The following is a 23,391-nucleotide window of genomic DNA, read 5'->3' as shown; positions in this document are numbered from 1 at the left end:
CTCGCAGCGCTTACGATTTGTCTTCAAGCCCCCCGATTGAGGACTAATCCTTTCGGAGGCACGTACGATTTGTCTTCAAATAGTAGCATGTAACAGGATTTAATGCATAATCGGTTGTAGGTCAGACATAGAAAATAACACATTGCCGAGAAGAATACTCTTCCTCGACAATCTGAGGGCGAACAGTTTTAAAATACTGTCCGCCCTTTTCTTTTAGATAATACAGATCCTTTGTGTTGCTCTAGGAAGGTTCTTTCAAATTCTTCACCCCATAGCGGAGGACTGAACAAATATCCCTGTACAACCAAACAGCCATTTGATTTTAGGAATAATAACTCCGCTTCAGTCACTACACCCTCTGCAATCACTTCAAGATTTAAATTATTGGCCATTGAAATAATCGTTTTTACAATCGCACGATTTTCAGAATTGCTTGTGATATCTTTTACAAAGGAACGATCAATTTTTAGAGAATTTATCGGAAACTTTTTCAGATAACTTAATGAAGAATATCCTGTTCCAAAATCATCAATTGAAATCGAAATCCCCATTGCCTTTAAATCATTTAACCTGCAAATCACAGAATTGATGTTTGCCATCGAAATACTCTCGGTGATTTCTAAATCTAGATAGTGAGCGTCAAGATTTGTTTCTTTTAAGATATTCATCACAGATTCTACAAAGTTATTCTCATTAAATTGCCGCATGGAGATATTTACAGATACTGGTATAGGAGTGTATCCCATATCTTGCCAAATCTTATTTTGAAGACATGCTGATTTCAGAACCCATTCCCCTAGAGGTAATATGATTCCAGTTTCTTCTGCTAAAGGAATAAATTCAGAAGGTGAAATCATTCCTAATTCTGAACTCTCCCATCTTACTAATGCTTCCATACCAATGATGCTGTTCGTTTCAATATCAATTTTTGGTTGGTAAACAATTTTAAGTTCATTAGAATATAATGCTTTTCGCAGAGCCTTTTCTAATACCATTTTCTTCTGATAATTATGATTCATCTCCTGCGTAAAGAAGGAATAAGAATTTCTTCCCGATTCTTTGGAGCAATACATCGCAATATCCGCATTTTTTATTAATACATCTGGGTGATCACCATCCGTCGGATACATACTGATGCCCAAACTGGAAGTGACATATAGTTCATGATCTTTTAGCATAAATGATTTCTTAAATATATTTAAGACTCTTTTTACAAAGATCGTTGTTTCATCCTTTGCCACCCTAGATAAAATAAAAGTAAACTCGTCACCGCCGAGTCGATAAACTGAAAAATCGGTCACCCTTTTATCTTCCGCATTACTTAACCGTTCAGCTACCTTCTTAAGGAGAAGATCCCCATTTTCATGATTGAGGATGTCATTAATAATTTTAAAACGATCTAAATCTAGAAATATGACAGCTACATTCTCGTTATTCAGTGCAGCTGTTTTCATTTTTTCGTTTAAATCTTGATGAAAGGCACGTCGATTAGGTAATCCGGTGAGAGGATCATGAAGAGCTTCCCACTCTCGCCTTTTTTCATTGATTTTTCGCTGTGTAATATCAGTCGCTACAGTAAGGACTTGTTTATCCCCTGATGAAACAATAGGCAGCTTCACCGTTTGGATCCACCTTTTATTTCCCTGTGCATCAATGATTTCATTTTCCGGTATATGCTTTTCTGCTAAGGTTGTTAATACTTCATAATCAATATATGCATTCTGCTTTGCCATATCCAGATCCGGATTATAATCCATTTCATGATTTCCGATAAGGTCTTCGGAATTCACCCCAAATAGTACACCATAAGCCTGATTGGTTACTGTATATTTTCCATCTTGACTTTTGGCATAGATATAGCTGGGATTCAGATCAATTATTTTATGAAAAAATTCTTTTTGATCTAAAAGTGCATTATTCATCTTCGTATTGATCTTTTGGTGCATTCTAATGACAGGAATCAGGATCCCAATCGATAAAAATAAAACAGCGATACTGCTAGGTAGTAACAGATAGCTTTTAATCATATTTAAGAATCCAATACAATATCCAACTGTTGCAATGATTATAAAATAATGCAAAAACGTTTTAGTTTCAGAATCCTTCAGTTTTTTACTTAATGCAAGAGATATTACAGTGATAATAATGAACATACATGTATTAAAGTTAAAAATCCATGACCAATCTCCATAGATAGGGTATAAGAAACTTACCTTTATTAACCCTTGGGATTTTACTAATTCAAAGCTTTGAATGCCTTTGTGGCTCCATCCAATCAAGTAGACAAAGGTTGACCATATATAAAGAGTGACTACCGTAAATTTATTCACTGCATATTTTACCATTCTAGATTCAATCTTTTGTGTTTGGTTAATGGCTGTATAGATAACGGCAAATAAAGTTGGAGCTAACATGATTGAACCAAACCGAAATAACTGAAATAAAAACTCGATTACGTTATTAGAAAAAAATTCATGTGCATGTAATAACGAAACATCTATTTGCCAAAACGAGGTAAAAATAAAAAAGATAAATAAAAGCTTTGATAATTTTGTTTTTCCCAGTATATAGATGGTTGTAATTCCAGCTGCTAAAGGAAATAAGGCAAAAGAAATCATTAATAGAAAAATCATTGCTTCTTCCTCAATTTTGTTTTGTCATGAATAAACAAGTATTATTGCCGCTAACTCCATGGTTAGTTATTGCGACACTTTCGACATTTTGATACTTCGTCTCAAAGACAATTGGCAAGTCATTAAAACCGTCTCCACTCGTTTTAATGGTTGGTGGAATAAATCCATATTCCATACTTAATAACGACGAGACGACTTGCATCGCTCCCATTGAGCCAAACATATGACCGGTCATTCCCTTTATGGAAGTAATAGGGACTGTGAATCCAAAGAGATTAGAATGAGTAATGTACTCAATCATATCATTCTGTACTAATCCAAGCGCTTGACTGTTTACATAGGTAGGAATGCTATCGCCTATGGCGCTTTTTAATGCAGCTGTCATTAAGCGGCCAGATGTATCTGACTGTAATATGGGTAGAGCTTCATTGTTAGAAGCACCGCCGCTGACTTGCCCCCATATCTTAGCGCCTCTTGATTCTGCATCCTTTTTCCGTTCCATGATCACAACGGCGGAACCCTCTGATTTAACAAAACCTTTGTGAGATGTGGAAAAGGGTACTCCGGTCTCTTCAATTTCAGCATTTTCGGCAATCGTACCTGTCTTTAAAAATCCATAGGTAATCCAATCCCCTAGAAGAGCATCAGAGCCGCCAACGATACAAATATCTGCATGTCCAGCTTCTAAGAATAATTTGCCCATAAGTATCGCATCCAAACTTGCAGTACACCCTGTAGAGATGGTATAAGCCTGTCCATTTATCCCAAGGTGCTTCGTGATCCCAGAAGATAATGTATGCGGATCACCTACAGGTATATAGTGAATAGGTACTTTTTTGAGGTTATTACCGTGGTTAGAGAATTTTTCAGCTTCTAAAATTCCTCCACCTGATGTACCCATTATGACGGCAACACGTGCAAAATCAGCATTTTGTAAGTTGGCCATTATATAAGCCTCCTCAGCCGCTGCAATTCCCAACCGGGCTGTACGTGGGTACCTTTTATAATTTTGACCAGAAATTATATCCAAATCTTCATGAACTACTCCACATACTATACTAGAGCCGTTATTGCCACGGCCTTGGAGTATTTCCTGTGTACAGATACCCTGTTCTAACACGTCTTTAAATTGATCGGTATTACTGATACCTGGGGCTTTAACTCCGTAACCGGTAATGACAATTTTGTCCATAATTGACCTCGATTATATTAAGTTTTATAGTAATCTAGAAAAATATAATTATATGAGGCGCGCTGATAATTAGCAACAAATCTCGACACAAATCCCCCATTCCATTTTCCCCCAGTTGCAACCATGAATTCGTGTTCGCTTGCATAGAAGATGAATCTTTTCATTAAAATTGTGGAAGCCATAATGCAAAAAAGCCAGGAGCAATCCATTTATCGGATTTTCCTGGCTTTTTGTCTTTCTTCCCAATAATAAATTTAGAAAAGACTAACCACCTATTTTAGTAAAATATTGAAAGAATAGATCGTACGATTACCCACATCTATCCTTATATTATATTTCCCTGCAGACATTGACTTTGTGCTGAGGTTGAAAATATATTGATTTTCAGTAGAATCATAGCGGAACAGATTATCTTCTGCTGCTGAACTTGTTGATACTCCTTTAGCGTTTTCCACATATATCTTTGCAGTTGCTCCAGTAAGGAAGTTACTTGCATCATCCTTTAATTGGAATTTTATTGGAAGCGTACTCCCCGCTTTGTAAGTAGTAGACTCATCCGTTTTCACAGGTGGAAGAATTTCACTGGCACTAATTGTTTCGCTTGCTGCCACAATCGGTAGATTCGATTCACCGTTGTTATTTACAGCCGTTACTTTATAATACGATGTACCAATAGGCACTGTATTATCAGTGAACTCTGGGATTGTAGAAGTTCCAATCTTTGTAAATTCACCATTTGGAGAGGATGAACGATAAATATTGTAGTTTTCTATACCTAATATAGGAATCCAACTTACGTTAATATCAGCACTATTGTTTACACTTGCCTCAATTCCTGCAGGAATAAGATTTTTAATGGTTAAATCAAATCTGCGGGAATCATATCTGCTGAAATTGTAGTTTCTGAAGTCTGGCATTCGGGTAACACCTGTAATATGTTCCTTTAAGTTGCTTGTACCATTGGAGTAAATAGATACTGCAAGCTCTCCTGTAAGATTATAAACAATCAACTCATCTCTAGAATCTCCAGCCATGTCTGCTACCATTACTTGTTCTTTTGCATCCGTATGTTTATCAAAGGTAACAATAGGATTAAAGTATCCATCGTAAAGCTTTGGTACCACTCCATTTGGGTTGTCTGCATCCACACCTCTTCTGTATGAAGTTATTAGCGGTGTATAGCTTCCTGTCCAGTTGTCAAGAGGACGTACGATACTTCCCCAATCTCCCATAGCACGCTGTTCGTGGTATAAAGTGTCGCCTTTAGAAGTAAAAAGGAACATTCCATCCTGACCCGGTTTTCCTCTATTTACTCGATCTAGTCCTGCAAGTTCTAAGCCAGGGGAGTCTATGCGGTAATCACCTACTAGTATCTGTTGAGGTTCCACGGTGTCACTATTTCTGAATATTTGGTTACCCTTAACGTCGAAGGCATAAGTATCAGAACCACCAAGAATGATCTCATTTTCTCCATCACTGTTTATATCTGCAACCCAGTGGGTATCGACATGATCCGGTAAATCCTTTCTCCATAACTCCCGTCCGTCGTATGAAATTAATGAATAGTTATTAACTAATTCATCTCTTCCATCTCCGTCGAAGTCAAAAGGCAGCAAGCCATGTCCAGTCTTTCCTGTATAATGCCAAAGTTGGTTAAAACCCTTGTCCATCGCCCAGACGTCCGAATATCTGTCCTTCAACAAAATATCTTGTGGAGTTGGGTTGCCAGAGAAATTAGCGATAAAAATAGCATCATGTGCTCTTTGACTTGGAAGTTTATGCTTTTTCTCAATCTCACCGGTTTTTCCATCAAAAATATAAAAGTACTTTTCTGTATCTTCGCCCATTTGCATAACAGTAAGTACTTCATTTTCACCATCTGCATCAATATCATAAATCTGAACGGGCTCATCTGCTCCACTGGTTGTAACTTTCGGATCTACTGTCCCTTGCTGCCACAATAAGTTTCCTTCAATATCATATGCTGCTAGATGTCCTACAAACCGCGGATTGCGAGCATCGTCTTTTACATTTGCAGGCTGTACCATTAAAATATCCTGGCGGCCGTCACCGTTCATATCGCCGATTCGCATTCTATTTCCAGTCCCCGCTGCACTTATATCAATCTTACTTACCAGATTTGGGAAAGACCATTCTGTCATTCCTAACACCTCAACAGATTTTTCCCCTTCTCCGGAACTATTTAATGCAGAAACCTTATATTTATACGTGGAATCGTTTTCAACATTATCATCAACAAAATTTGTAGTTTGTGAGTTACCTATTAATTTATAATCCTTATATCCCAATTTAGTACGATATATATTATAGCTTTCTGCCCCATCTACTTCGTTCCATTTCAATGAAATAGAGGTTTGAATTAGAGAAGGGATTACAATATCACTTGGAGCTGATAGAGCTGTATGTACTTCAGAATCAGCATAAACATTAACAGGTTCATTGAATGGAACCACTTCAGACATTATTGTTAGTGTTAGAATAGTAGCAAGAAAGGTTTTAGACTTTTTAAACATGATTTTCCCCCTGACAAAAATAGTATTTTGCCGAAACATGATGCAATAAATGTTAACAAGACCTATAGATTATTGATCACCCCCTTACTTTTCTTTAGTGATTTATTCTACCAATCGACCAATAAAATGCATTATGGAAATTGGTATTTAAAATGTTAATAGTTTCACGTTTTACAATTTATTGGAACTTTTGTAAAATTAGTCCTTACCATAGTAACCCTTCAGCAAAATGCAGACAAGGTACCTTTTTTCCTGAATTTTCAAGCAACTCAAAAAATTCGTTTGGTGAATTGTTACCAATTTATCTTATTTAGATGAAACTTTATTACCAGACAATTATTACCAAGACCAATAAGAAAGGGCATGCCTGGTTCCTGCAGGCACACCCCTTTAAATATTAAAATATGCTTTTATACAGGGAATTCGACCACATGAACTGGTTGCCAAAAAAACAAATCTATCTATTTCAACCTACTATCGGTATTTGAATAAAGCCCTCGAACTCCTGTACCAGGTTATTAGCGCAAAAATAATCTATAATCATCACCGTAAAAAAAAAGATGTAGGCTACCAAAATTCCTGCATCTTTTTATATAATCTGTCATCCTATAATTATTTTCTATAGTATAACTATGTATTAAACTTACAAGGTTGCGAATTAACATATTTTACAAGGCGCAACACTTACCCTTGCATAGTGCATAGAGGTATTCTCATTCCTTAATAAATTGGAAAAGTAAGCTTCATACTCATTTGTTTTAAGTTCTTCTGTATGGATGGTGTAAACATCATTTTCCGTTAATTCTAAAGTGACATCTAAAATGATACCGAATAAACCATAGCCGCCAAACACATACTTCATCCATTCCTCATTGTCATTCTGAGTTACTGTTTTAAGCTCCCCTGTGGGAGTGATAATGGTCATTTTCCTAACTGTTCCGGCCATTGTACCATAGCGGATATCCCGCCCATGAGCATTAAAAATCCATTTTCCAAACTGTGCAGGAAACCATTCAACCAATGTTAAACCTGGATTTAAATACCTTAGTAAAAGATAGATGCCAATCGCGATGATACCCAAAACAAAAGATGTGATTATAGCTATCCAGGCGTCTCTACCTGCAGATGAACCAAACCCAAATATGATAGTTGTTCCAATTTGAAAAAATACAGTTAATATAAAAAGTTGATTTGTTGATATCCGTTCCATTGAAACACCTTATTTTTCCATAGGTTTTTTCATACAAATAGCTCGAAAGTATAAGCGGTTATACAGTTTCAAATTATTTACATTCCTAGATGTAATTTCAACAAGGAGTATATTGTTTAAACATGTAAAAAAATTTAAAACGTTAGTCCAAATTCAAACTTCTCAATTTCATGAAGTATTCCATGGTTCTTGGAAGACAACACATCACTTTTTTACTTTTATTTTCTCAGGTATGGTCGTCCAGTACTTTGGGTCTTCTAAGCCAAGTCGCCAAATCCCGATTCCCCGTAAGTTATATTTTTCTACAAGGTCTAGCTTAAATCTCAGACTGTGGCTATTCTCAAACCAAGCCTGGTGGCTATGTTGTTTTTTATCTACGTAACTGAAATGAGGTGTTTGCGAACGAGAGTCCCATATCACTTTAGCTTTATATTTTGTTATCTGATTCATTAACATTGCATGGGAGCTATATAAGGTTTCACTTGATGTTGTATCCCAGTCCCATCCATAACCAGCGATACCGAGTATAATTTTTGATGGTGGTACTCCATGTTTCAAAGCATAACGAATGGTTGCTTCTGTCCAATTTACTGATGCTGATGACCCAGGTGTTGTTCTTGGGTTGTGCTCATCATATGTCATTAGCATTAACCTATCTGAGTATAAACCAAGTTTTTCGTAATCAAACCAAGGTGACCAGGGATTAGCACGGGAATCACCAGTATTTGCCGGGACAGAAACCGTAACCACTTTTCCATCACTATGAAGAGCATCAGACAATTTTTTAATCAGCAGGCTAAAGGAATCTCGGTCTTTCAAATACAAATTTTCCATGTCAATATTAATACCGTCATATTTAAACTGATTGATTTCATTCTGTAAGTTCTGAATAAAAACATTGCGGTTTTTATCGTTATTAAGTATATTACTGGCTACCTGCTTTCCCTTCTCCTCGGTTTCATAAAAGAGATTATGTACTACCATATATACCTTTACCTTTTTTTTATGAGCACTCTCTATAACCATTCTTTTATGATCGACTGTAACCGAATCGATCAGATTGCCTGGTTGCTTATCATCAAGCTTATACCAAAAGGGTGCAATGATACTTATATTAGAGAATTGTGAATTAACTGTTGGTTGAGACCCTGGTAACGTTCCTTCCATTTCTGTGTAGAAACCTAAAACCTCTCTGGGAATTTTTTTCGTCTTGTATTCTTCCTCTTTTCTTTGTGACTGACTGCAGGAAGACATTAGTAATAAGACCATACTTAAAGAAATGATAGTGAATTTACGATAGCAATTTTTTGCCATAATACACCTTCTTCTAATTTGTATATTTCTTAAGTTGATTACAAAAGTTGCAACTTATTCATGATTTGACTTTTCCCCAATTCTTCCGTACCAGGATTGTCACTGTTTTAAGTTTGCAGAAATCCTTTTCTAAATTGTGTTTGCACTATATAATTTAATAATTAATTGTTCCGAAAATTTTTATGAATGCATGCATTAAACGCATGAATGTGGAGTGGTAAAAAATGGAGACGAGACAAATTCAATACTTCCTGGAAGTAGCAAAAAGAGAGCATGTAACAGATGCGGCTGATGCGTTGCATATTGCCCAATCGGCGATTAGCAGACAAATTTCTAATTTAGAAAAGGAATTGGGTGTTGAGCTTTTTATACGTGAGGGAAGGAGAGTAAAATTAACCCCTCTTGGCAAAATTTTTTATGAACGGATTAAACAAGTGTGGTATTTGATGGAGGATTCTAAGAGAGAAATAAGAGAATATTTAAATCCTGAAAAAGGAACCGTTCGAATTGCCTTTCCGATTAGCATGGCAGCCCATACATTGCCTCATATCATTTATTCTTTTCGTACTCGTTTCCCCGAAGCAAAGTTTCAAATGAGCAATGCTCTTTATTATGATTTAATTGATGGTGTTGTAAATGGTCAATTTAATTTGGCGATGATTGCCCCGATGCCGAATCTCGAAAAAGAAAAAAAGATTAAAGGGGACATTCTTTTCACAGAGAATATTGTAGCACTCATCCCTCTTCATCATCCGTTATCGGACAGGGAATCCATTCGATTACGGGATTTAATGAATGACCAATTTTGCGTTCTTCCCGAAGGGTTTGTATTTCGCGAACAAGTTGTTCAAGCCTGTAACGGTGCGGGTTTTTCACCAAATATCGCATTCGAAGGGAAAGATATTGATGCACTAAAAGGGTTAGTTTCTGCAGGCTTGGGTGTAGCCTTAATGCCTGAGATGACATTGGTGGATAACACACCACGATCTACCGTTGTTATTCCACTTTCTGACTCGAGGCTCACACGGACAGTCGGTGTTATCTATCCTGCCGAACGTGACCTGCTTCCAACCGAAAAGCTGTTTTATGATTTTCTGATTGAAACCTATGAAAGATTGAATGAGTTTAAAAACTAGAAAAAAAATCAATCCGATTTGATTCATCTTCACCAGGAAAATTAGATACTATAATATGCTATTAGAAATAGGAGGATTATTATGCCATTATCAAATATAAATCTTTACATTTGGAAGCCATTTTCAACATCACCGCCACCTCCGTTTACACCAACTGTCCAGTCAGCACTGAATAAGCTTATATTAAAAACAGATTAAGAATCTGCGAAATATAAGCTGTTTCGTAGATTCGAAGGAGTAAACGATGAATCTAAAATACAGTTTATATTATCAATGATTATTTTCGGTACAATTGGTTTAGTTGTTCGATACATTGATCTTTCTTCGAGCGAAAGAGCTTTACTAAGCAGTTTCATAGGATGCATATTTTTAACATTAATACTCTTCATAATGAAGAAAAAATTATCGTGGAATTTAGTTAAATCGAATGCTTTATTTTTGTTTCTTTCCAGTATCGCGTTGGGTGGAAATTGGATCTTTCTTTATAAATCGTACGACCATACGACAATTGCGAACGCAACGCTAGGTTATTACTTTGCACCTGTCTTTGTGATGATTCTTTCACCATTTGTACTTAGGGAACAATTATCTTTTAAAAAGATGGGTTGTATCGGTTTCGCGATAATCGGCATGTTATTGATTGTAGGAGAAGGTGTAAGTGCGTCTAAATCAGAAGATATCCTTGGGCTTTCTTATGGATTAATTGCAGCTGCTTTTTATGCTGCATTATTGTTATTAAATAAATTCATTAAAGATCTAGGAAAATTAGAGTTGACAATCATTCAGCTCGGAACAACAGCTTTACTTCTCACGCCATATGTTTTCTTTACTGAAGGCTTTGGTATTTTTGAAGTATCCAGTTCTTCCATTCCTTTTATCTTAATTTTAGGTGTCATCAATACAGGTATAGGATTTTGGTTGTTCTTCTCAGGTATGGCGAAGTTGAAAGGACAAAGTATTGCGATGCTAAGCTATGTCGATCCTTTTGTGGCAATACTTATTTCGGCAATTATCCTTCAAGAACAAATGACATTTATTCAAATACTTGGTGGTACATTACTTTTAGGCTCAACTTTTATTAGTGAAATTTCTGTCACATTTTCAAAACTACTAATGAAAACGCCAGTTAAATAACGTAATACGCAGTGGGAAGCATTAGTTTCCCACTGTTTTTTTAGTGGTTATAGAACCGTTAGCGGAATAAGAAACCAGCTGCCATATATGCAAATAGATTTTTTGAATCATAACACTTACTGAATTGGTAAATAATATTGATGAGGTGATCGTGTGGATGAGAATAAATTAAAACTCACATCTTCCGAAATAGGAACTCTATGGGGAGAGTACGTGAACGGCACAATGACAGATGTAGTAAATCGGTACATGGTTTCTATTATTGAAGACGAGCCAATAAAAGCGATTTTTGAGGATGCTATTACTACATTTGAAAAACAAAAGAGACAAATCGTAACTTTTATGGAGATTGAGGGATTTCCAATTCCAATTGGATTTACTGAATCTGACCTCTTTAAAGGCAAACCGAGATTGTTCACGGATATATTCTGCCTAAATTATTTACATATCATGATATTACATGGTTTGCTGGGGCACAGCACTTCATTAGCTGTATCGGTTAGAAAAGATTTGAGAGATTTTTACGATTCATGCGATAACGATGCAAAAAAGATGTATCATCAAACCATTGAGTTATTGCTTGAGAAAGGAAATTTTCAGAGAGACCCATTATTTTATCCAGCTCAAAACCCTCAATATATTACAAGCCAAGATTTCACAGACGGATTTTTCGGAAAGGGTCGAAAATTAGCAGCGACTGAACTCATTAGTATTTCTTTGAACCTAAAAAAGAGTATTATGGCTAAAACTCTTTCTATCGCATTCAGTCAAGTTGCTCAAACAAAAGAAGTACGAAAGTTTTTAACGGATTCAGAGAAGACAGCTGATCAACAAATAAAAACATTTACAAAAATTATGCAAGCGGACAATTTACCAGTTCCGAAATCATGGGAAACAGAAGTGACAACTTCAACCGATTCTCCTTTTTCGGATAAGTTGATGTTGTATCATATCGGTTTCTTATTTCAAGCTGCACAAAACTATCATGGAGCTGGTCTTGCATCATCCATGAGAACTGATCTTGTGACAGCTTATGAGGGTACGATCCTAAAAAATCTGATGATAACAAAAAAATGGTTTGATTTGATGGTACAAAATAAATGGTTAGAACAACCGCCTCTGGCTCCTAATAGAGAAGAAATCGCACAACAAAAATAATGACTATCATGTCCATCCACATAAGGATGGGCATTTTTATTTACAGTTTCAGAGTGGTCAATAGATCGTCTAAATCTATTGACGCCGTTTATGGCAGTATCATTTTGAATGTAAAAAGCCGTAAAATTTGCAAAAGACGAATGACAATTTGCATATTTTCGGCTTATTGATAATTTGGGAAGATTTAACTCCAATTTAAGATGATTTATGTAAGTGCATAAATTCTTCTACTTCCTTTTTGGTCGGCATTCCTGTTTGTGCCCCTAGCTTCGTAACCGAGATGGCCCCAACAACATTGGCAAACCGACTGGCCTCTTCAATATCAAGCCCCTCACATAAAGCAGTGGCCAATGCACCATTAAATGAATCACCTGCACCTGTTGTATCCACAGCCTCAACCTGGATGCTTGGAATTTCAATTTTTTCGCCATTTTTATAAATCATAACGCCTTTGGACCCTTTGGTTACAATACACTTTTCCTTAAACTTTGCTAATTCTTCCTCTGTCCCGTCTATGGAATCAAACAGCAATGCTTGTTCATGTTCATTCGGTGTTAGATAATCCACCATTTCTAGCAATTCCTTCGGAAGCGTTTGAATCGGTGCCGGATTTAATATTGTTCGTATTCCATGCTTTTTTGCAAGCTCCACGGCCCTAGTGACACTTTCAAGGGGAATCTCTAATTGTAATAATAGAATATTACTATTTATGATTTTATCTTTATGCTTATTGATTACCTCCGGCGTTATATGATTGTTTGCTCCGGGCACGACAATAATACTGTTATCAGCTTCCGATACTATAATAGAAGCAATTCCAGTAGAGGTATCCTTCACTTTCACGATATTTTCTGTGTTTATTCCTTCATTTATTAAATGTTCCACTAGTGTTTTACCAAAAGAATCGTTCCCCACAGCGCCGACCATCGTCACATCGGCACCAAGCCGGGCTGCTGCCACCGCTTGATTTGCACCCTTACCACCCGGAATAGTATGAAAAGAATTCCCTAACACGGTTTCTCCAACCTTAGGTATTTGAGCGGTACTCGTGACTAAATCCATGTTAATACTTCCAATTACCGTTATATTTCTATCCGCCATATTCCACCATCCCTTTTCTTCACTCGGAACATACTACTACTATTACTATACTACTAAAATCACCAAAACAGGAGTTATTATGTCAAAAATGATTGATTTATACCTTATAATAGAGTTAGGCATTAATTACTGTAAGAGGCGAATTGTAATATGGGAAATATACAAAATACTTTTGGATTAAATAATTTTAAAACGATGAAAGAAACATCAAAAGCTGTTGAATTTAAAAATATTGTAAACAATGAAGTAATTTACTTACTTCCAAATAAAGAGATTACTATTGTTTTAAATCCAAAACGGTTGAAGCAAATAAAGAACTAGTGGAAAAATCTACGGGGTTAAATCATCATACATCTTTCCTAGAATTTCCTAAGAGAGAGCACACTGGTAATGGACCGATTTGCTATGGGTATGCTTATAAATTTCAATCAAATGATGAATTAGATGTTTTTTTACGTAAGTTAAATAATTAAAGTTGCTGTGTAGTCTGCATCTTCATCTTATTTTTTATGGCTAATTAAAGTAAAAGCTGGCATGATAAAATTCATCATACCAGCTTTTTTAAAATGTTTACCCTAATCAATACCTAAAAGATTATTTAACAACCTTCCAAGTAGTAACAGTATCCGCGACATTCGTTCCATCTGCTTTTTTAGCTGATGCAATTACTACATTGCCACTTTCATTTAGTTCTACACCTTCCCAAACAAATACACCTGGCTGCTGCATTCTTCCCTTACCGTAATCCTTACCGCTAACAGTTAAAGTTACTTCCTTTAGGTTTGAATAAACTTTTACAGGAGTAGTATTTTCTGTTCTATCAGAATATCTTCTGCTTGTGATATATACAAACTGGTCTTCCTTATTCCATTGTGCTTTATAGAAATAGAATGCATCCTTCTTAAGCTGGCGATCATGTGACACGAGACCCTTGGTATTAATGCCTGGTGTTGAGGCCTCATTTTTACCGGCAACGCCAAAATCAAACATATTCCAGATATGAGTTGCCCATAACCAAGGACGCTCACTAATGATGCTCCATGCACTTTCATGTAGATAATTTTGAAATTCTTCTGGCTGCCATGGACCACGGGAATCTGCCCCATCCCAGTTGTTGATAAAGTCTTCATCAATGACGTCATGCTGATATGGGTTTGCACCGCTGCCATACTCGGAAATACCTAGTGGAACATTTGGATGCTCTTCATGTAATCTGTCAAGATAGTCCGCTAAATCTCCAGCTTTATTATAATACCAACCAAAATAGGCATTAAAAGAGGCAGTATCTATGCTTCCACTTTCATTCCAAGGCAAATGTCGATCCAAAACTTCCTTATAACCTTCAGGATCACGGGAATTATTCCCCTGAATAGCGTGAGTAGTCGGTCTGTTAGGATCTAATTCTTCTGCTTTCTTTGCCAAACGATCAATCAATTCCGTTGCCGCAGCATACTGCTCTTCAAGACTTTCACTAGCATTCCTGCTAGTATAAAAGCCGTTACCACCAAATTCATTTTGAAGACCCCATGTTACAATGGACGGGTGATTATAGTTTTGTTTAATCATCTCAGTTAATTGCTTTTCGGCATTGTTCGAAAATTCTTCTGTTAGTGTCATTGTGTTTACCAATGGAATCTCAGCCCAAACCACCAACCCCATTTCATCAGCCTTATTGTAAACATACTGGGAGTGTGGATAGTGAGCGACCCTAAGTGTGTTAGCACCAATTTCCTTAATAAGTTCAAAATCCTCTGCCCTGACATCATTTGGTACTGCATTACCATAACCTTTTCTATCCTGATGGATATTTACACCATGAAGTGGATAACTTTTTCCATTTAGAAAGAATCCTTTATTAGGGTCGACAGAAAAATAACGAAACCCTACTTTTTCATTTCCCCGGTCAATTACCTCGCCTTTTCTTGTTACCGTAACTTCAACAGTATACTGGTAAGGATCCTTTGTTCCATTCCAAAGGTGTGGTTTATTTACTTTCATTGTACCTGTAAATTCAAGATTACCTCCTGAAGCATTTGCAGATTTTAACTTTTTCCCATCAGCCTTTAATTCTATTCTTGATCTGACTTTACCCTCTGCATCTTTAATTTGAGCTCTAACTTCTATAGAGTTTGATTTGCTTTCAACATCATCACTGTTTACTTTAACAGGTACTGTAAGTGTTACTTCAGCATTTTCCTCAATAGATTTATCATTAGGAATGGTCACATATACACCGCTTGAGCCATAATCTTCTACATCAATATGAGTTTTATCGGTAACTAATAGATTTACACTTCTGTATATACCACCAAAAAAGGTGAAGTCTCCTTGAAGTGGAGCTGAATCTTTCACTTCATTGTTCACTCTTACCGCTATAATATTTTTTTGTCCATAGCCTACATAGTCTGTAATATCAACTGTAAATGCAAGATAGCCACCTATGTTGGTATGTACAGACTGACCATTAACAAATACTTCTGCTTCTTTGTTTGCAGCTTCAAATTGTAAGAACAATTTTTTGCCCTTGTAGGTTTCAGGAATATCCAGTTGCTTTCTGTACCATCCATCTCCTTGGTAATTTGGAGCTATTCCACTACCATCTTCAGCGTTCCAGGTGTGAGGAAGGCTAATCTTTTTCCAACTACTATCATTGAAATTATTTGCACTAAAATTTTCGTCTACACCTTGAGTACCCTTATAGAATGTCCAATCATTATCAATATTTTCAACAATCCTACCTGCATTGACTACTGTTTTTTTAAGATCGCTTTTTACCCCTTGATCGGCGCTTACACCTGGTATTAGAAGAGTAAATACCAGTAAGATAACCAGCATAAATAGTACCGATTTTTTTAAATTATTTACCATTAAAAACATCTCTCTCTCCCTTTCAATTTTTTTCTGTTAAAGCACTTACACTTTGTTAACCGTTTTGTACTTTAATTGAATCACCACCTCTCATTCGGAAACCGCTTACTTATCCTAATTTTACAAATTTAATAAATATTAAGTAATGTTGATTATTTAGGCGACTATATGTTTTATTAAGGTGGTAGAATATTTACATTAATGGCCTACTTTATTTGAGAAAAAGGGAATCAAAAAACTCCCACCATTTTGGCGGGAGTTTCTTCACTATGAAATCGCGATCAATTTTAATGATTACTCTTTTTAAAAGAAAAAAATCGCTTTAATAAACTATATATTTCTTTAAGCCATTACTCCGCAACCAAATTTAACGGATATTATGTCTTTTATTAACATTCCTTTTCCGAAAAAAAGACAACATCCGTTATTTTGCCTTTAACTTACTATTTTTTATTATATTTGTTTTGTATTGATTGGGAGTCATACCGTATGTTTTCTTAAATACTTTATAAAAGTAACTAAAGTTTGTATAACCTACTTCATATACGATATTTTCAATTGTCATATCTGTGTTTTTTAGTAATTTGCTTGCTTCTGCCATTCGTACATCAGTCAGTAAATCCTTTAAATTTTTACCAAATTCTTTTTTAACAAGACTGCTTAAATAACTAGGATGAAAATGAAAATAATCCGCCATTTCATTAAGATTAGTATCTTTATATCTATTTCTAATGAAAGTTAAAATTTTTTCCTTTACCTGATGCTGTTCATCCTTTATAGGGTCACCAGTACTATAAATAATTTCTCTTGAAAGTTCTGTAAAAAGAATTAGGAGATAGCCGTTGATAGCGGCTGAAGATTTAATTTCAGTTGAGTAATATTCTAGTAGAAGGTTCTCTAAAATGATCTTTATGACAGAATCGTCTTTTACATGGTGTATTAAGAAATTTTGTGATTTACTCTTAGAGTAAAGACTATTGACAATATAATTGGAAATATAGTTATCATAAGACAATAAATGCATGAAAATACCATCAAAAAATTCCGGTGTCAAAATAATATTAACAACGACATCAGAATCACGTAAAGGTAATGAACTATGTTCGACATTTTTGTCTAAAATACATAAATCCCCTTTATTCATCTCGATCTGTTTTCCTTTTATTTCTTGAATAAAACTACCTTCTAAAACATATACAATTTCAATATACTCATGTTTGTGTTTTAAAATAGGTATATATCTTGTTTTTCTCCTTATTGCAAACTTATTGGTTTTTACCTCATTATTAGGATAAGATGTTATAATTCCTTCCACGTCATTATCCATTATAATTTTCCATTCTTTATCTCCCAACTTATCTTTAACAAAAAAAGGTTGTTGTTTAGCATATTTCGGGACCATATCTGGATACTGGAAAAAATATTCTTCTCTCCCAGTTCTTTTATTAATTATTTCTAACAAATTCTTATAACCTTTGACCTTCATTGAAATGCTCTCCAATCAGTTGCAGAAGTAAAAGCGGTTTCATTTTTTATTATTCTACCATGTGTAAAATAAATTAAATAGATATAAAATTATTACTTTTTTATAAAGCAAATAGAAGGGCCATCCTCTGCGAATGGACCTTTCTATTTATTTATTAAACAATCTTTAACCCAATTTTTATTTATTTTACGGCTGCATGAGCAGGTGTACCTGTTTCCCCTGCATGATCAGGTTTTCCAACCGCTTTACCTTGATTATAAGAGAGACCAAATCCGTACTTATAAATATCACCAGATTTATTTACATATGGATATGCAGGGTCTTCTTGCGGAGCAAAACTTGGAACATCTCCGACTTCGTTGTGTACTGCTTCCATACTTGCCGGAAGTGCGAATGGAAGTTTTCCAATTGGATTGAATTCTCCACGAATCACATCGACGATTGCCTCCGCCTTTGTCCCAAACGTTGCGATTAATGCTGCAGCATTTGGTTCAATATGATCCAGAACCCATGGGTTGGTCATGTTTACAGCGGTGATCGTCGGAACCGTTTTTTGTATTTCGATAATTCTTTCAACATTCGTGATTCCTGTTTCTGGCCCTACAGTAATTCTCGGATTATTATCCCAGTTAGACTGAACAGGTTTAACAAAAATATAAGCATGTGTTGCTTCATTAAGAACATTCGTAATTGCTATAGAAGGATCATGCTTTTTAATGGTTTCTATTAACCCCTTCGTACTGGCTCCATTCGTTCCGCCAGGGAACATCTCGACGTAAAGTTTTACTTTTTTAAGCTTCGCATCTTTTAAAGGTAATAGATTTTTATCATTACGTAAAAGAACTATCGATTTTTGATGTGCCTCATATGCAAGTTTCTGTGCTTCCGGATTTGCGACCACATCAAGAGCATTTTGTGGATCTACATAAGGATCTTCGAACAGTCCTAAATTCATCATTTCAGTTAGCAATAAGGATACGGATTCATTAACTGCCTCTTCCGTAAGTAAGCCTTGTTCAACTGCTTGAATGATAGGAAGTGGATCAGATGAACCAGAAATAATATCTGTCCCAGCATTGATTGCCTTTGCAACTTTTTGAACCGGTGTTAAAGCTTCAGCCCCCCAAGAATTAGGACCAACAGCACCTGTATCAGAGTTAACATATCCTTTAAAACCAAGCTGACCACGCAAGAAACCATCTAAGATTGCATCATTTAAGGCGAAACCGACCTCTTCAAACTGCTGGTTTTCACTATACCACGGTAATCCTTGATCCGCACTATCATTGCTTGGATACGCGTAATAAGGCATGATAGACGATACATCCGCTGCGATTGCTGCCTCGAAAGGAGGAATGTGATACGTAAGTAAACTTCCCTCTGTCGGATATGGATTGAATTTACCTTCCACAAAATGCGGATCCAAACCATTATCACGTGCTCCGCCACCTGGGAAATGCTTCACAGTGATCGCAACACTGTCTTTACCAAGTTTATGACCTTGAAATCCTTTAATTACATTATAAATCATATCTGAGGCCACTTTAGGATTCTCACCAAATGTATCTTCAATTCTTGCCCATAATGGGTCAGTAGCGATGTCCGCGGTATATCCGTAGACCTTGCGTATTCCGGCGGCTCTCCATTCCTTTGCCGCGATTTCAGAGAATTCCTTTACAGCTTCTGAGTCTCCTGCAGCTGCAAAACCTAATGGACCCGGCCAAAAAGAATGTTGTCCCTGGGTTGCAGTAATATTAGTGTAATCCGTAGAGGCATGATTCCGTGGATTTGACGTTACAACAACGGGAATTCCTAATCTTGAAGCCTCACCTAGTTCTTGCAGTTGATTCGTATATTTTGCGATTACATCCACTGTTGGAGTTTGACGGAAAATGACGTAGCGCATGTTTTTGCCGACAATCATCGAATCATCCGAGTTTACATATCTTCCATCTGCTGGATTCGAAATTGGAGTGTGTGTGTTGATCAGCATTAATCCTGCTTTTTCAGCAAGCGTCATCTTGGAAACCAAATCAGCAACCCGCTGATTTACAGGTTTTCTCCAGTCCTCGTAGATATCCAGGCTCCTGTCCCCATCTAAATCCCTAAACTGCTTCCCATCAAGAGAAAGGACTCCTTTCTTTGCTGCTTCGATTTCCGGTTGCCCAGTGGCCGAGTTAGCAAGTACACGATAGGTTACTGTGTTTGCTCCTGAATTACCCGGATTGCCATTTGTTGTTGGATCTACATAACCCAGGTCCTCATTATTTGCGTTTACCTGTGGGACCATGACTGGAGCTAAAAATGATAAAGCAAGCGCGCTCGTTAGTATTGTATTTCTTAGTTTTGAAGATTTTTTTCTTATTCTTGACGATATTGAAGCCATTTTTTATTCTCCCTTGGTACCACCAGTTTAAAGTAAACGTTTTCAAGCAGAAGTATAAAAATCTGATAATCTACCATTTTAAGTATTTTTTAAACCTACCTGGTTAAATATACATTTTCCAGGCAGGTCTGATTTTAGTTAGGGGCGAGCTTGTTCAATAGCATCCATAATATCTTTATAATCCTTAGAGTGTTTTTCTACCATTGGCTTAACTGCATCTTGCCAAGGTTTAAGATCTTTAACTTCAGTGAATGTTACACCTTCGTCTTTCAATTTCTTTTCAGAACGTTGTTCCCACTTGTCCCATTCAATTTTCTGAGTTTCTACGGAATCAAGTGCTGCTTGTTTAATAATTTCTTTGTCTTCTTCGTCTAGCTTATCCCAAACAGCATCACTCATTAGTAAAACTTCAGGAATACGTTGGTGGTGATCCAGGATAATGCTTTTTGCTTCTTGATAATGGTTAGATGAGTCAAAGCTTGGCAGATTGTTTTCAGCTCCATCGATGATTCCTGTTTGCAAGGCACTGAATACCTCTCCGTATGGCATTGGAGTAGCACTTGCTCCAATAGCCTTCATGAAATCAATATTAATTTCACTCTGTTGAACTCGAATTTTAAGACCTTTTAAATCATCGATACTTTTTAATTCTTTAGTAGAGTAAAAATTGCGTGATCCAGAATCATAATAGGCTAAACCTTTCATCTTTGATTGTTCTAAACCATCAAGCAATTCCGTTCCTTTCTCGCTTTCTAGGAAACTCCATAAATGTTCATCACTTTCAAAGACATATGGAAGACCAAGCACTGAGAAATCTTTATTAAATTCAGCTAGCGGGCTCGCATTAATTCTTGTAAATTCAATAGCTCCCAGCTGAACTTGTTCAAGAACTGATTTTTCATCTCCTAATTGTGCCGATGGAAATACTTCAATTTTTATGCGTCCATCCGTTCGTTCTTCAACTAACTCGGCAAACTTTTTGTCTCCAACAACTGTTGGATAATCAGCTGGCTGGTTATCTGCCAGGCGGAAAGTATAACTTGGCTTCTCCTTTTCTTTGGATCCTGTATCTGAAGTTGTCTTCTCTTGATTACTTCCACAGGCAGTCAATAATGTACCTGCAAAAATAGCTGCTGCTAATAATCCTGTAAACTTCTTTGTTTTCATTACTGTAATCCCCCTTAGTTTGTGTTTACTTTTTTTATAACTTCACCTAAATCCTCATTCTACTTAACAATCATATTTGGAAGCCACATTACAACTTCCGGAATATAGGTGATAATTAACAAAACAACTAATAAAGCGTAGAAGAATGGAAGCATGGCTTTTGTTGCAGCCTGAATGGAGACCTTCCCAATTGCGGAACCTACAAACAACACTGTTCCCACCGGAGGTGTTAACAAACCAATCCCCGCGTTTAATATTAGGATGATTCCAAAGTGCACTGGATCCATTCCCAAGCTCGTTACTACAGGAAGGAGAATGGGTGTCATGATTAGAATCATGGGTGCCATGTCCATTGGAGCTCCAAGTAGCAGTAATAAAATATTAATGATTAATAAAATAATCAGTGGATTATCGGAAACTTGTAAAAACAAATCAGTAACCATACCAGGGATTTGCAAATAAGCGAGTATCCAGCCAAAGGAAGCTGATGCTGCGATTAAGAAAAATACCATTGAAACCGTTCTCATTGTACGTTTTAATATTTTTCCAATACTAGAGAATGGAGCCTCTCTATATACAAAGAATGCTAGAATAAAAGAATACAAACATGCTAATGCTCCTGACTCAGTAGCTGTAAACCATCCACTTAAGATCCCACCCAAAATAATGACGGCTGGGCTTAAAGACAAAAAGCCGTGAAGAAGGATCCCTGGAATTTCAGATTTCGGTACTGGTTCAGCTTTTCCATATCCCCGTCTTCTTGCAATGATATAACCAGTTAATACCAGGGCAATTAACATGATGATTCCCGGTAAAATACCCGCCATAAAAAGGCTCGCAATTGAAACACCGCCGGCTGCTAATGAATATAAAACAAGATTATGACTCGGCGGTACCACTACACCCTGAATCGCTGAAGCGATAGTTACACCTACAGCATAATCTGCTTCGTATCCATTCTTTTTCATCATTGGAATCATAACAGATCCCACAGATGACACATCCGCAACAGCAGATCCAGAAATATTTCCAAAGAACAACGCAGCTACGCTGTTAACCATGGCAAGACCCCCGCGGATCCTACCAACCATGAGACTTGCAAACTTTACAATCCTGTTAGCAAGACCGCCTTCACTCATAATTTGTCCTGTAAGAATAAAGAACGGGATTGCGAGTAACGAAAAAGAGTTCATTCCCTGAATCATTTGCTGACCAATAACCGGCATCGGAATACCAAGATAAATCACCGTTATTAATGACGAGGCAACAAGTGTCAAAGCAATGGGAAAACGAAGCAATATTAAAAGAACAAAACTTGCAAGTAGAATAATGATAGCGATAGTATTAGTATCCAAGTTACATCCCCTCCTCAATATCTTCATGTCTAGTTGTGTTAATCTTGAATAATTGAAGGAATGAATACCCACAAATCATAACGCCGGTAATAGGCATCGCTAGATAGGTAACACTACTTGGAAGTTTTGTAGCTGGCAGTGTTGAATCTAACATTAATACTGTAAAGTTCCATCCTTGAACTACTAGATACAAGCCAAAAGCAAACACACTCAAACTAATTACCTTATCCCAAAACTTATTGAATGCCTTTCCAAAAAGGTTCGTGAAGGAATCTATACCTAAGTGGATGTACTCGCGAACTCCTATGGCGATTGCCATGAAGGCAAACCATGCAAGCAATAGGAGGGTAATTTCTTCAGACCAGAAAAAAACGAAATTAAACAATTTCCGTGTCATAACTTGAGTAGTTACAACAAAAATTAAGCCTACCAGCGAAATTAAGGTAAAGTTTTCAAAAATAGAGTCAATCGACAGACCAGCTTTTTTGATATACTTCATTAAGATTTCCTCCTCTTGTTGTTAAAGCGTTTACTTGTCTCAATTTTACAAATTTAATGATTATTAAATAATGTTGTTTTTTTAGGAGAATATATGTTTTATTAAGGTTATAGTAATTTCCCCCTCAATAGTTACGCTATAAAGGACGAAATACACACAATGTATATATAAGAGCGTAATGGTTATAAATAAAAAACGCTCCTTACAAAATGTAAGAA

The 23,391-nt window shown here is 36.4% G+C and carries 16 protein-coding genes; 4 read left to right on the top strand and 12 right to left on the bottom strand.

Annotated elements, in window-relative coordinates; genetic code table 11:
* Positions 1 to 188: 188 nt before the first annotated feature.
* From QFZ31_RS01250 to QFZ31_RS01230, 5 genes are all read right to left on the bottom strand, one after another.
* Positions 189 to 2,633, bottom strand: a complete 2,445-nt coding sequence (locus QFZ31_RS01250; protein ID WP_307300207.1) for a putative bifunctional diguanylate cyclase/phosphodiesterase — start codon at positions 2,631 to 2,633, stop codon at positions 189 to 191.
* A 10-nt stretch (positions 2,634 to 2,643) separates the two neighbouring features.
* Positions 2,644 to 3,825 carry a beta-ketoacyl synthase N-terminal-like domain-containing protein gene (locus QFZ31_RS01245; protein ID WP_307300203.1) on the bottom strand — a complete coding sequence of 394 codons (1,182 nt, stop codon included), beginning with the start codon at positions 3,823 to 3,825 and terminating at the stop codon, positions 2,644 to 2,646.
* A gap of 272 nt (positions 3,826 to 4,097) precedes the next feature.
* Positions 4,098 to 6,359: a PxKF domain-containing protein gene (locus QFZ31_RS01240; RefSeq protein ID WP_307300201.1), complete on the bottom strand. Its 2,262-nt coding sequence runs from the start codon at positions 6,357 to 6,359 to the stop codon at positions 4,098 to 4,100.
* 658 nt (positions 6,360 to 7,017) lie between these two features.
* Positions 7,018 to 7,569, bottom strand: coding sequence for a GerAB/ArcD/ProY family transporter (locus tag QFZ31_RS01235; protein WP_307300198.1), 552 nt, complete (start codon positions 7,567 to 7,569; stop codon positions 7,018 to 7,020).
* 204 nt (positions 7,570 to 7,773) lie between these two features.
* Positions 7,774 to 8,883 (bottom strand): glycosyl hydrolase family 18 protein, encoded by a 1,110-nt coding sequence (locus QFZ31_RS01230; protein ID WP_307300196.1) that lies wholly within the window; start codon positions 8,881 to 8,883, stop codon positions 7,774 to 7,776.
* A gap of 224 nt (positions 8,884 to 9,107) precedes the next feature.
* Between QFZ31_RS01230 and QFZ31_RS01225 the strand changes: the two genes are divergently transcribed.
* The 3 genes from QFZ31_RS01225 (at position 9,108) to QFZ31_RS01215 (ending at position 12,311) form a co-directional block, all read left to right on the top strand.
* On the top strand, positions 9,108 to 10,019 hold the full coding sequence (locus QFZ31_RS01225) for a LysR family transcriptional regulator (protein WP_307300193.1): 912 nt from the start codon (positions 9,108 to 9,110) through the stop codon (positions 10,017 to 10,019).
* Between the two features lie 273 nt (positions 10,020 to 10,292).
* Positions 10,293 to 11,153 carry a DMT family transporter gene (locus QFZ31_RS01220; RefSeq protein ID WP_307300192.1) on the top strand — a complete coding sequence of 287 codons (861 nt, stop codon included), beginning with the start codon at positions 10,293 to 10,295 and terminating at the stop codon, positions 11,151 to 11,153.
* A 153-nt stretch (positions 11,154 to 11,306) separates the two neighbouring features.
* Complete coding sequence (locus QFZ31_RS01215; RefSeq protein WP_307300191.1) at positions 11,307 to 12,311, top strand: DUF3231 family protein; 1,005 nt, start codon at positions 11,307 to 11,309, stop codon at positions 12,309 to 12,311.
* 195 nt (positions 12,312 to 12,506) lie between these two features.
* On the opposite strand, the gene rbsK is transcribed toward QFZ31_RS01215, so the two are convergent.
* Positions 12,507 to 13,412: a ribokinase gene (gene rbsK / locus QFZ31_RS01210; RefSeq protein ID WP_307300189.1), complete on the bottom strand. Its 906-nt coding sequence runs from the start codon at positions 13,410 to 13,412 to the stop codon at positions 12,507 to 12,509.
* Between the two features lie 150 nt (positions 13,413 to 13,562).
* Here rbsK and QFZ31_RS01205 point away from each other — a divergent pair, with 150 nt between their 5' ends.
* On the top strand, positions 13,563 to 13,733 hold the full coding sequence (locus QFZ31_RS01205) for a hypothetical protein (protein ID WP_307300186.1): 171 nt from the start codon (positions 13,563 to 13,565) through the stop codon (positions 13,731 to 13,733).
* 273 nt (positions 13,734 to 14,006) lie between these two features.
* On the opposite strand, the gene QFZ31_RS01200 is transcribed toward QFZ31_RS01205, so the two are convergent.
* The 6 genes from QFZ31_RS01200 to QFZ31_RS01175 all read right to left on the bottom strand — a co-directional run bounded on the left by QFZ31_RS01200 (position 14,007) and on the right by QFZ31_RS01175 (position 23,173).
* Positions 14,007 to 16,289: a glycoside hydrolase family 2 protein gene (locus QFZ31_RS01200; RefSeq protein ID WP_307300185.1), complete on the bottom strand. Its 2,283-nt coding sequence runs from the start codon at positions 16,287 to 16,289 to the stop codon at positions 14,007 to 14,009.
* A gap of 415 nt (positions 16,290 to 16,704) precedes the next feature.
* Positions 16,705 to 17,766, bottom strand: coding sequence for an AraC family transcriptional regulator (locus QFZ31_RS01195; RefSeq protein ID WP_307300181.1), 1,062 nt, complete (start codon positions 17,764 to 17,766; stop codon positions 16,705 to 16,707).
* Positions 17,767 to 17,947: 181 nt separating this feature from the next.
* Positions 17,948 to 20,152 carry a glycoside hydrolase family 3 protein gene (locus tag QFZ31_RS01190; protein WP_307300178.1) on the bottom strand — a complete coding sequence of 735 codons (2,205 nt, stop codon included), beginning with the start codon at positions 20,150 to 20,152 and terminating at the stop codon, positions 17,948 to 17,950.
* 138 nt (positions 20,153 to 20,290) lie between these two features.
* Positions 20,291 to 21,319: a TRAP transporter substrate-binding protein gene (locus tag QFZ31_RS01185; RefSeq protein ID WP_307300175.1), complete on the bottom strand. Its 1,029-nt coding sequence runs from the start codon at positions 21,317 to 21,319 to the stop codon at positions 20,291 to 20,293.
* Between the two features lie 59 nt (positions 21,320 to 21,378).
* Positions 21,379 to 22,674, bottom strand: a complete 1,296-nt coding sequence (locus QFZ31_RS01180; RefSeq protein WP_307300173.1) for a TRAP transporter large permease — start codon at positions 22,672 to 22,674, stop codon at positions 21,379 to 21,381.
* Position 22,675: 1 nt separating this feature from the next.
* Entirely contained in the window at positions 22,676 to 23,173 is a 498-nt protein-coding gene (locus QFZ31_RS01175; RefSeq protein ID WP_307300171.1) for a TRAP transporter small permease, read from the bottom strand.
* Positions 23,174 to 23,391 lie beyond the last annotated feature (218 nt).

This window comes from Neobacillus niacini, from assembly GCF_030817595.1.
Lineage (GTDB): Bacteria > Bacillota > Bacilli > Bacillales > Cytobacillaceae > Neobacillus > Neobacillus niacini_G.
The sequence above is the reverse complement of the archived record's forward strand: the minus strand, read 5'-3'. Positions and strand labels throughout refer to the sequence as shown.

Excerpts from the sequence above, each read along its gene's own strand:
- QFZ31_RS01250 (WP_307300207.1), bottom strand. The coding sequence starts at position 2,633 with ATGATTTTTCTATTAATGATTTCTTTTGCCTTATTTCCTTTAGCAGCT.
- QFZ31_RS01245 (WP_307300203.1), bottom strand. The coding sequence starts at position 3,825 with ATGGACAAAATTGTCATTACCGGTTACGGAGTTAAAGCCCCAGGTATC.
- QFZ31_RS01240 (WP_307300201.1), bottom strand. The coding sequence starts at position 6,359 with ATGTTTAAAAAGTCTAAAACCTTTCTTGCTACTATTCTAACACTAACA.
- QFZ31_RS01235 (WP_307300198.1), bottom strand. The coding sequence starts at position 7,569 with ATGGAACGGATATCAACAAATCAACTTTTTATATTAACTGTATTTTTT.
- QFZ31_RS01230 (WP_307300196.1), bottom strand. The coding sequence starts at position 8,883 with ATGGCAAAAAATTGCTATCGTAAATTCACTATCATTTCTTTAAGTATG.
- QFZ31_RS01225 (WP_307300193.1), top strand. The coding sequence starts at position 9,108 with ATGGAGACGAGACAAATTCAATACTTCCTGGAAGTAGCAAAAAGAGAG.
- QFZ31_RS01220 (WP_307300192.1), top strand. The coding sequence starts at position 10,293 with ATGATTATTTTCGGTACAATTGGTTTAGTTGTTCGATACATTGATCTT.
- rbsK (WP_307300189.1), bottom strand. The coding sequence starts at position 13,412 with ATGGCGGATAGAAATATAACGGTAATTGGAAGTATTAACATGGATTTA.
- QFZ31_RS01205 (WP_307300186.1), top strand. The coding sequence starts at position 13,563 with ATGGGAAATATACAAAATACTTTTGGATTAAATAATTTTAAAACGATG.
- QFZ31_RS01200 (WP_307300185.1), bottom strand. The coding sequence starts at position 16,289 with ATGTTTTTAATGGTAAATAATTTAAAAAAATCGGTACTATTTATGCTG.
- QFZ31_RS01195 (WP_307300181.1), bottom strand. The coding sequence starts at position 17,766 with ATGAAGGTCAAAGGTTATAAGAATTTGTTAGAAATAATTAATAAAAGA.
- QFZ31_RS01190 (WP_307300178.1), bottom strand. The coding sequence starts at position 20,152 with ATGGCTTCAATATCGTCAAGAATAAGAAAAAAATCTTCAAAACTAAGA.
- QFZ31_RS01185 (WP_307300175.1), bottom strand. The coding sequence starts at position 21,319 with ATGAAAACAAAGAAGTTTACAGGATTATTAGCAGCAGCTATTTTTGCA.
- QFZ31_RS01175 (WP_307300171.1), bottom strand. The coding sequence starts at position 23,173 with ATGAAGTATATCAAAAAAGCTGGTCTGTCGATTGACTCTATTTTTGAA.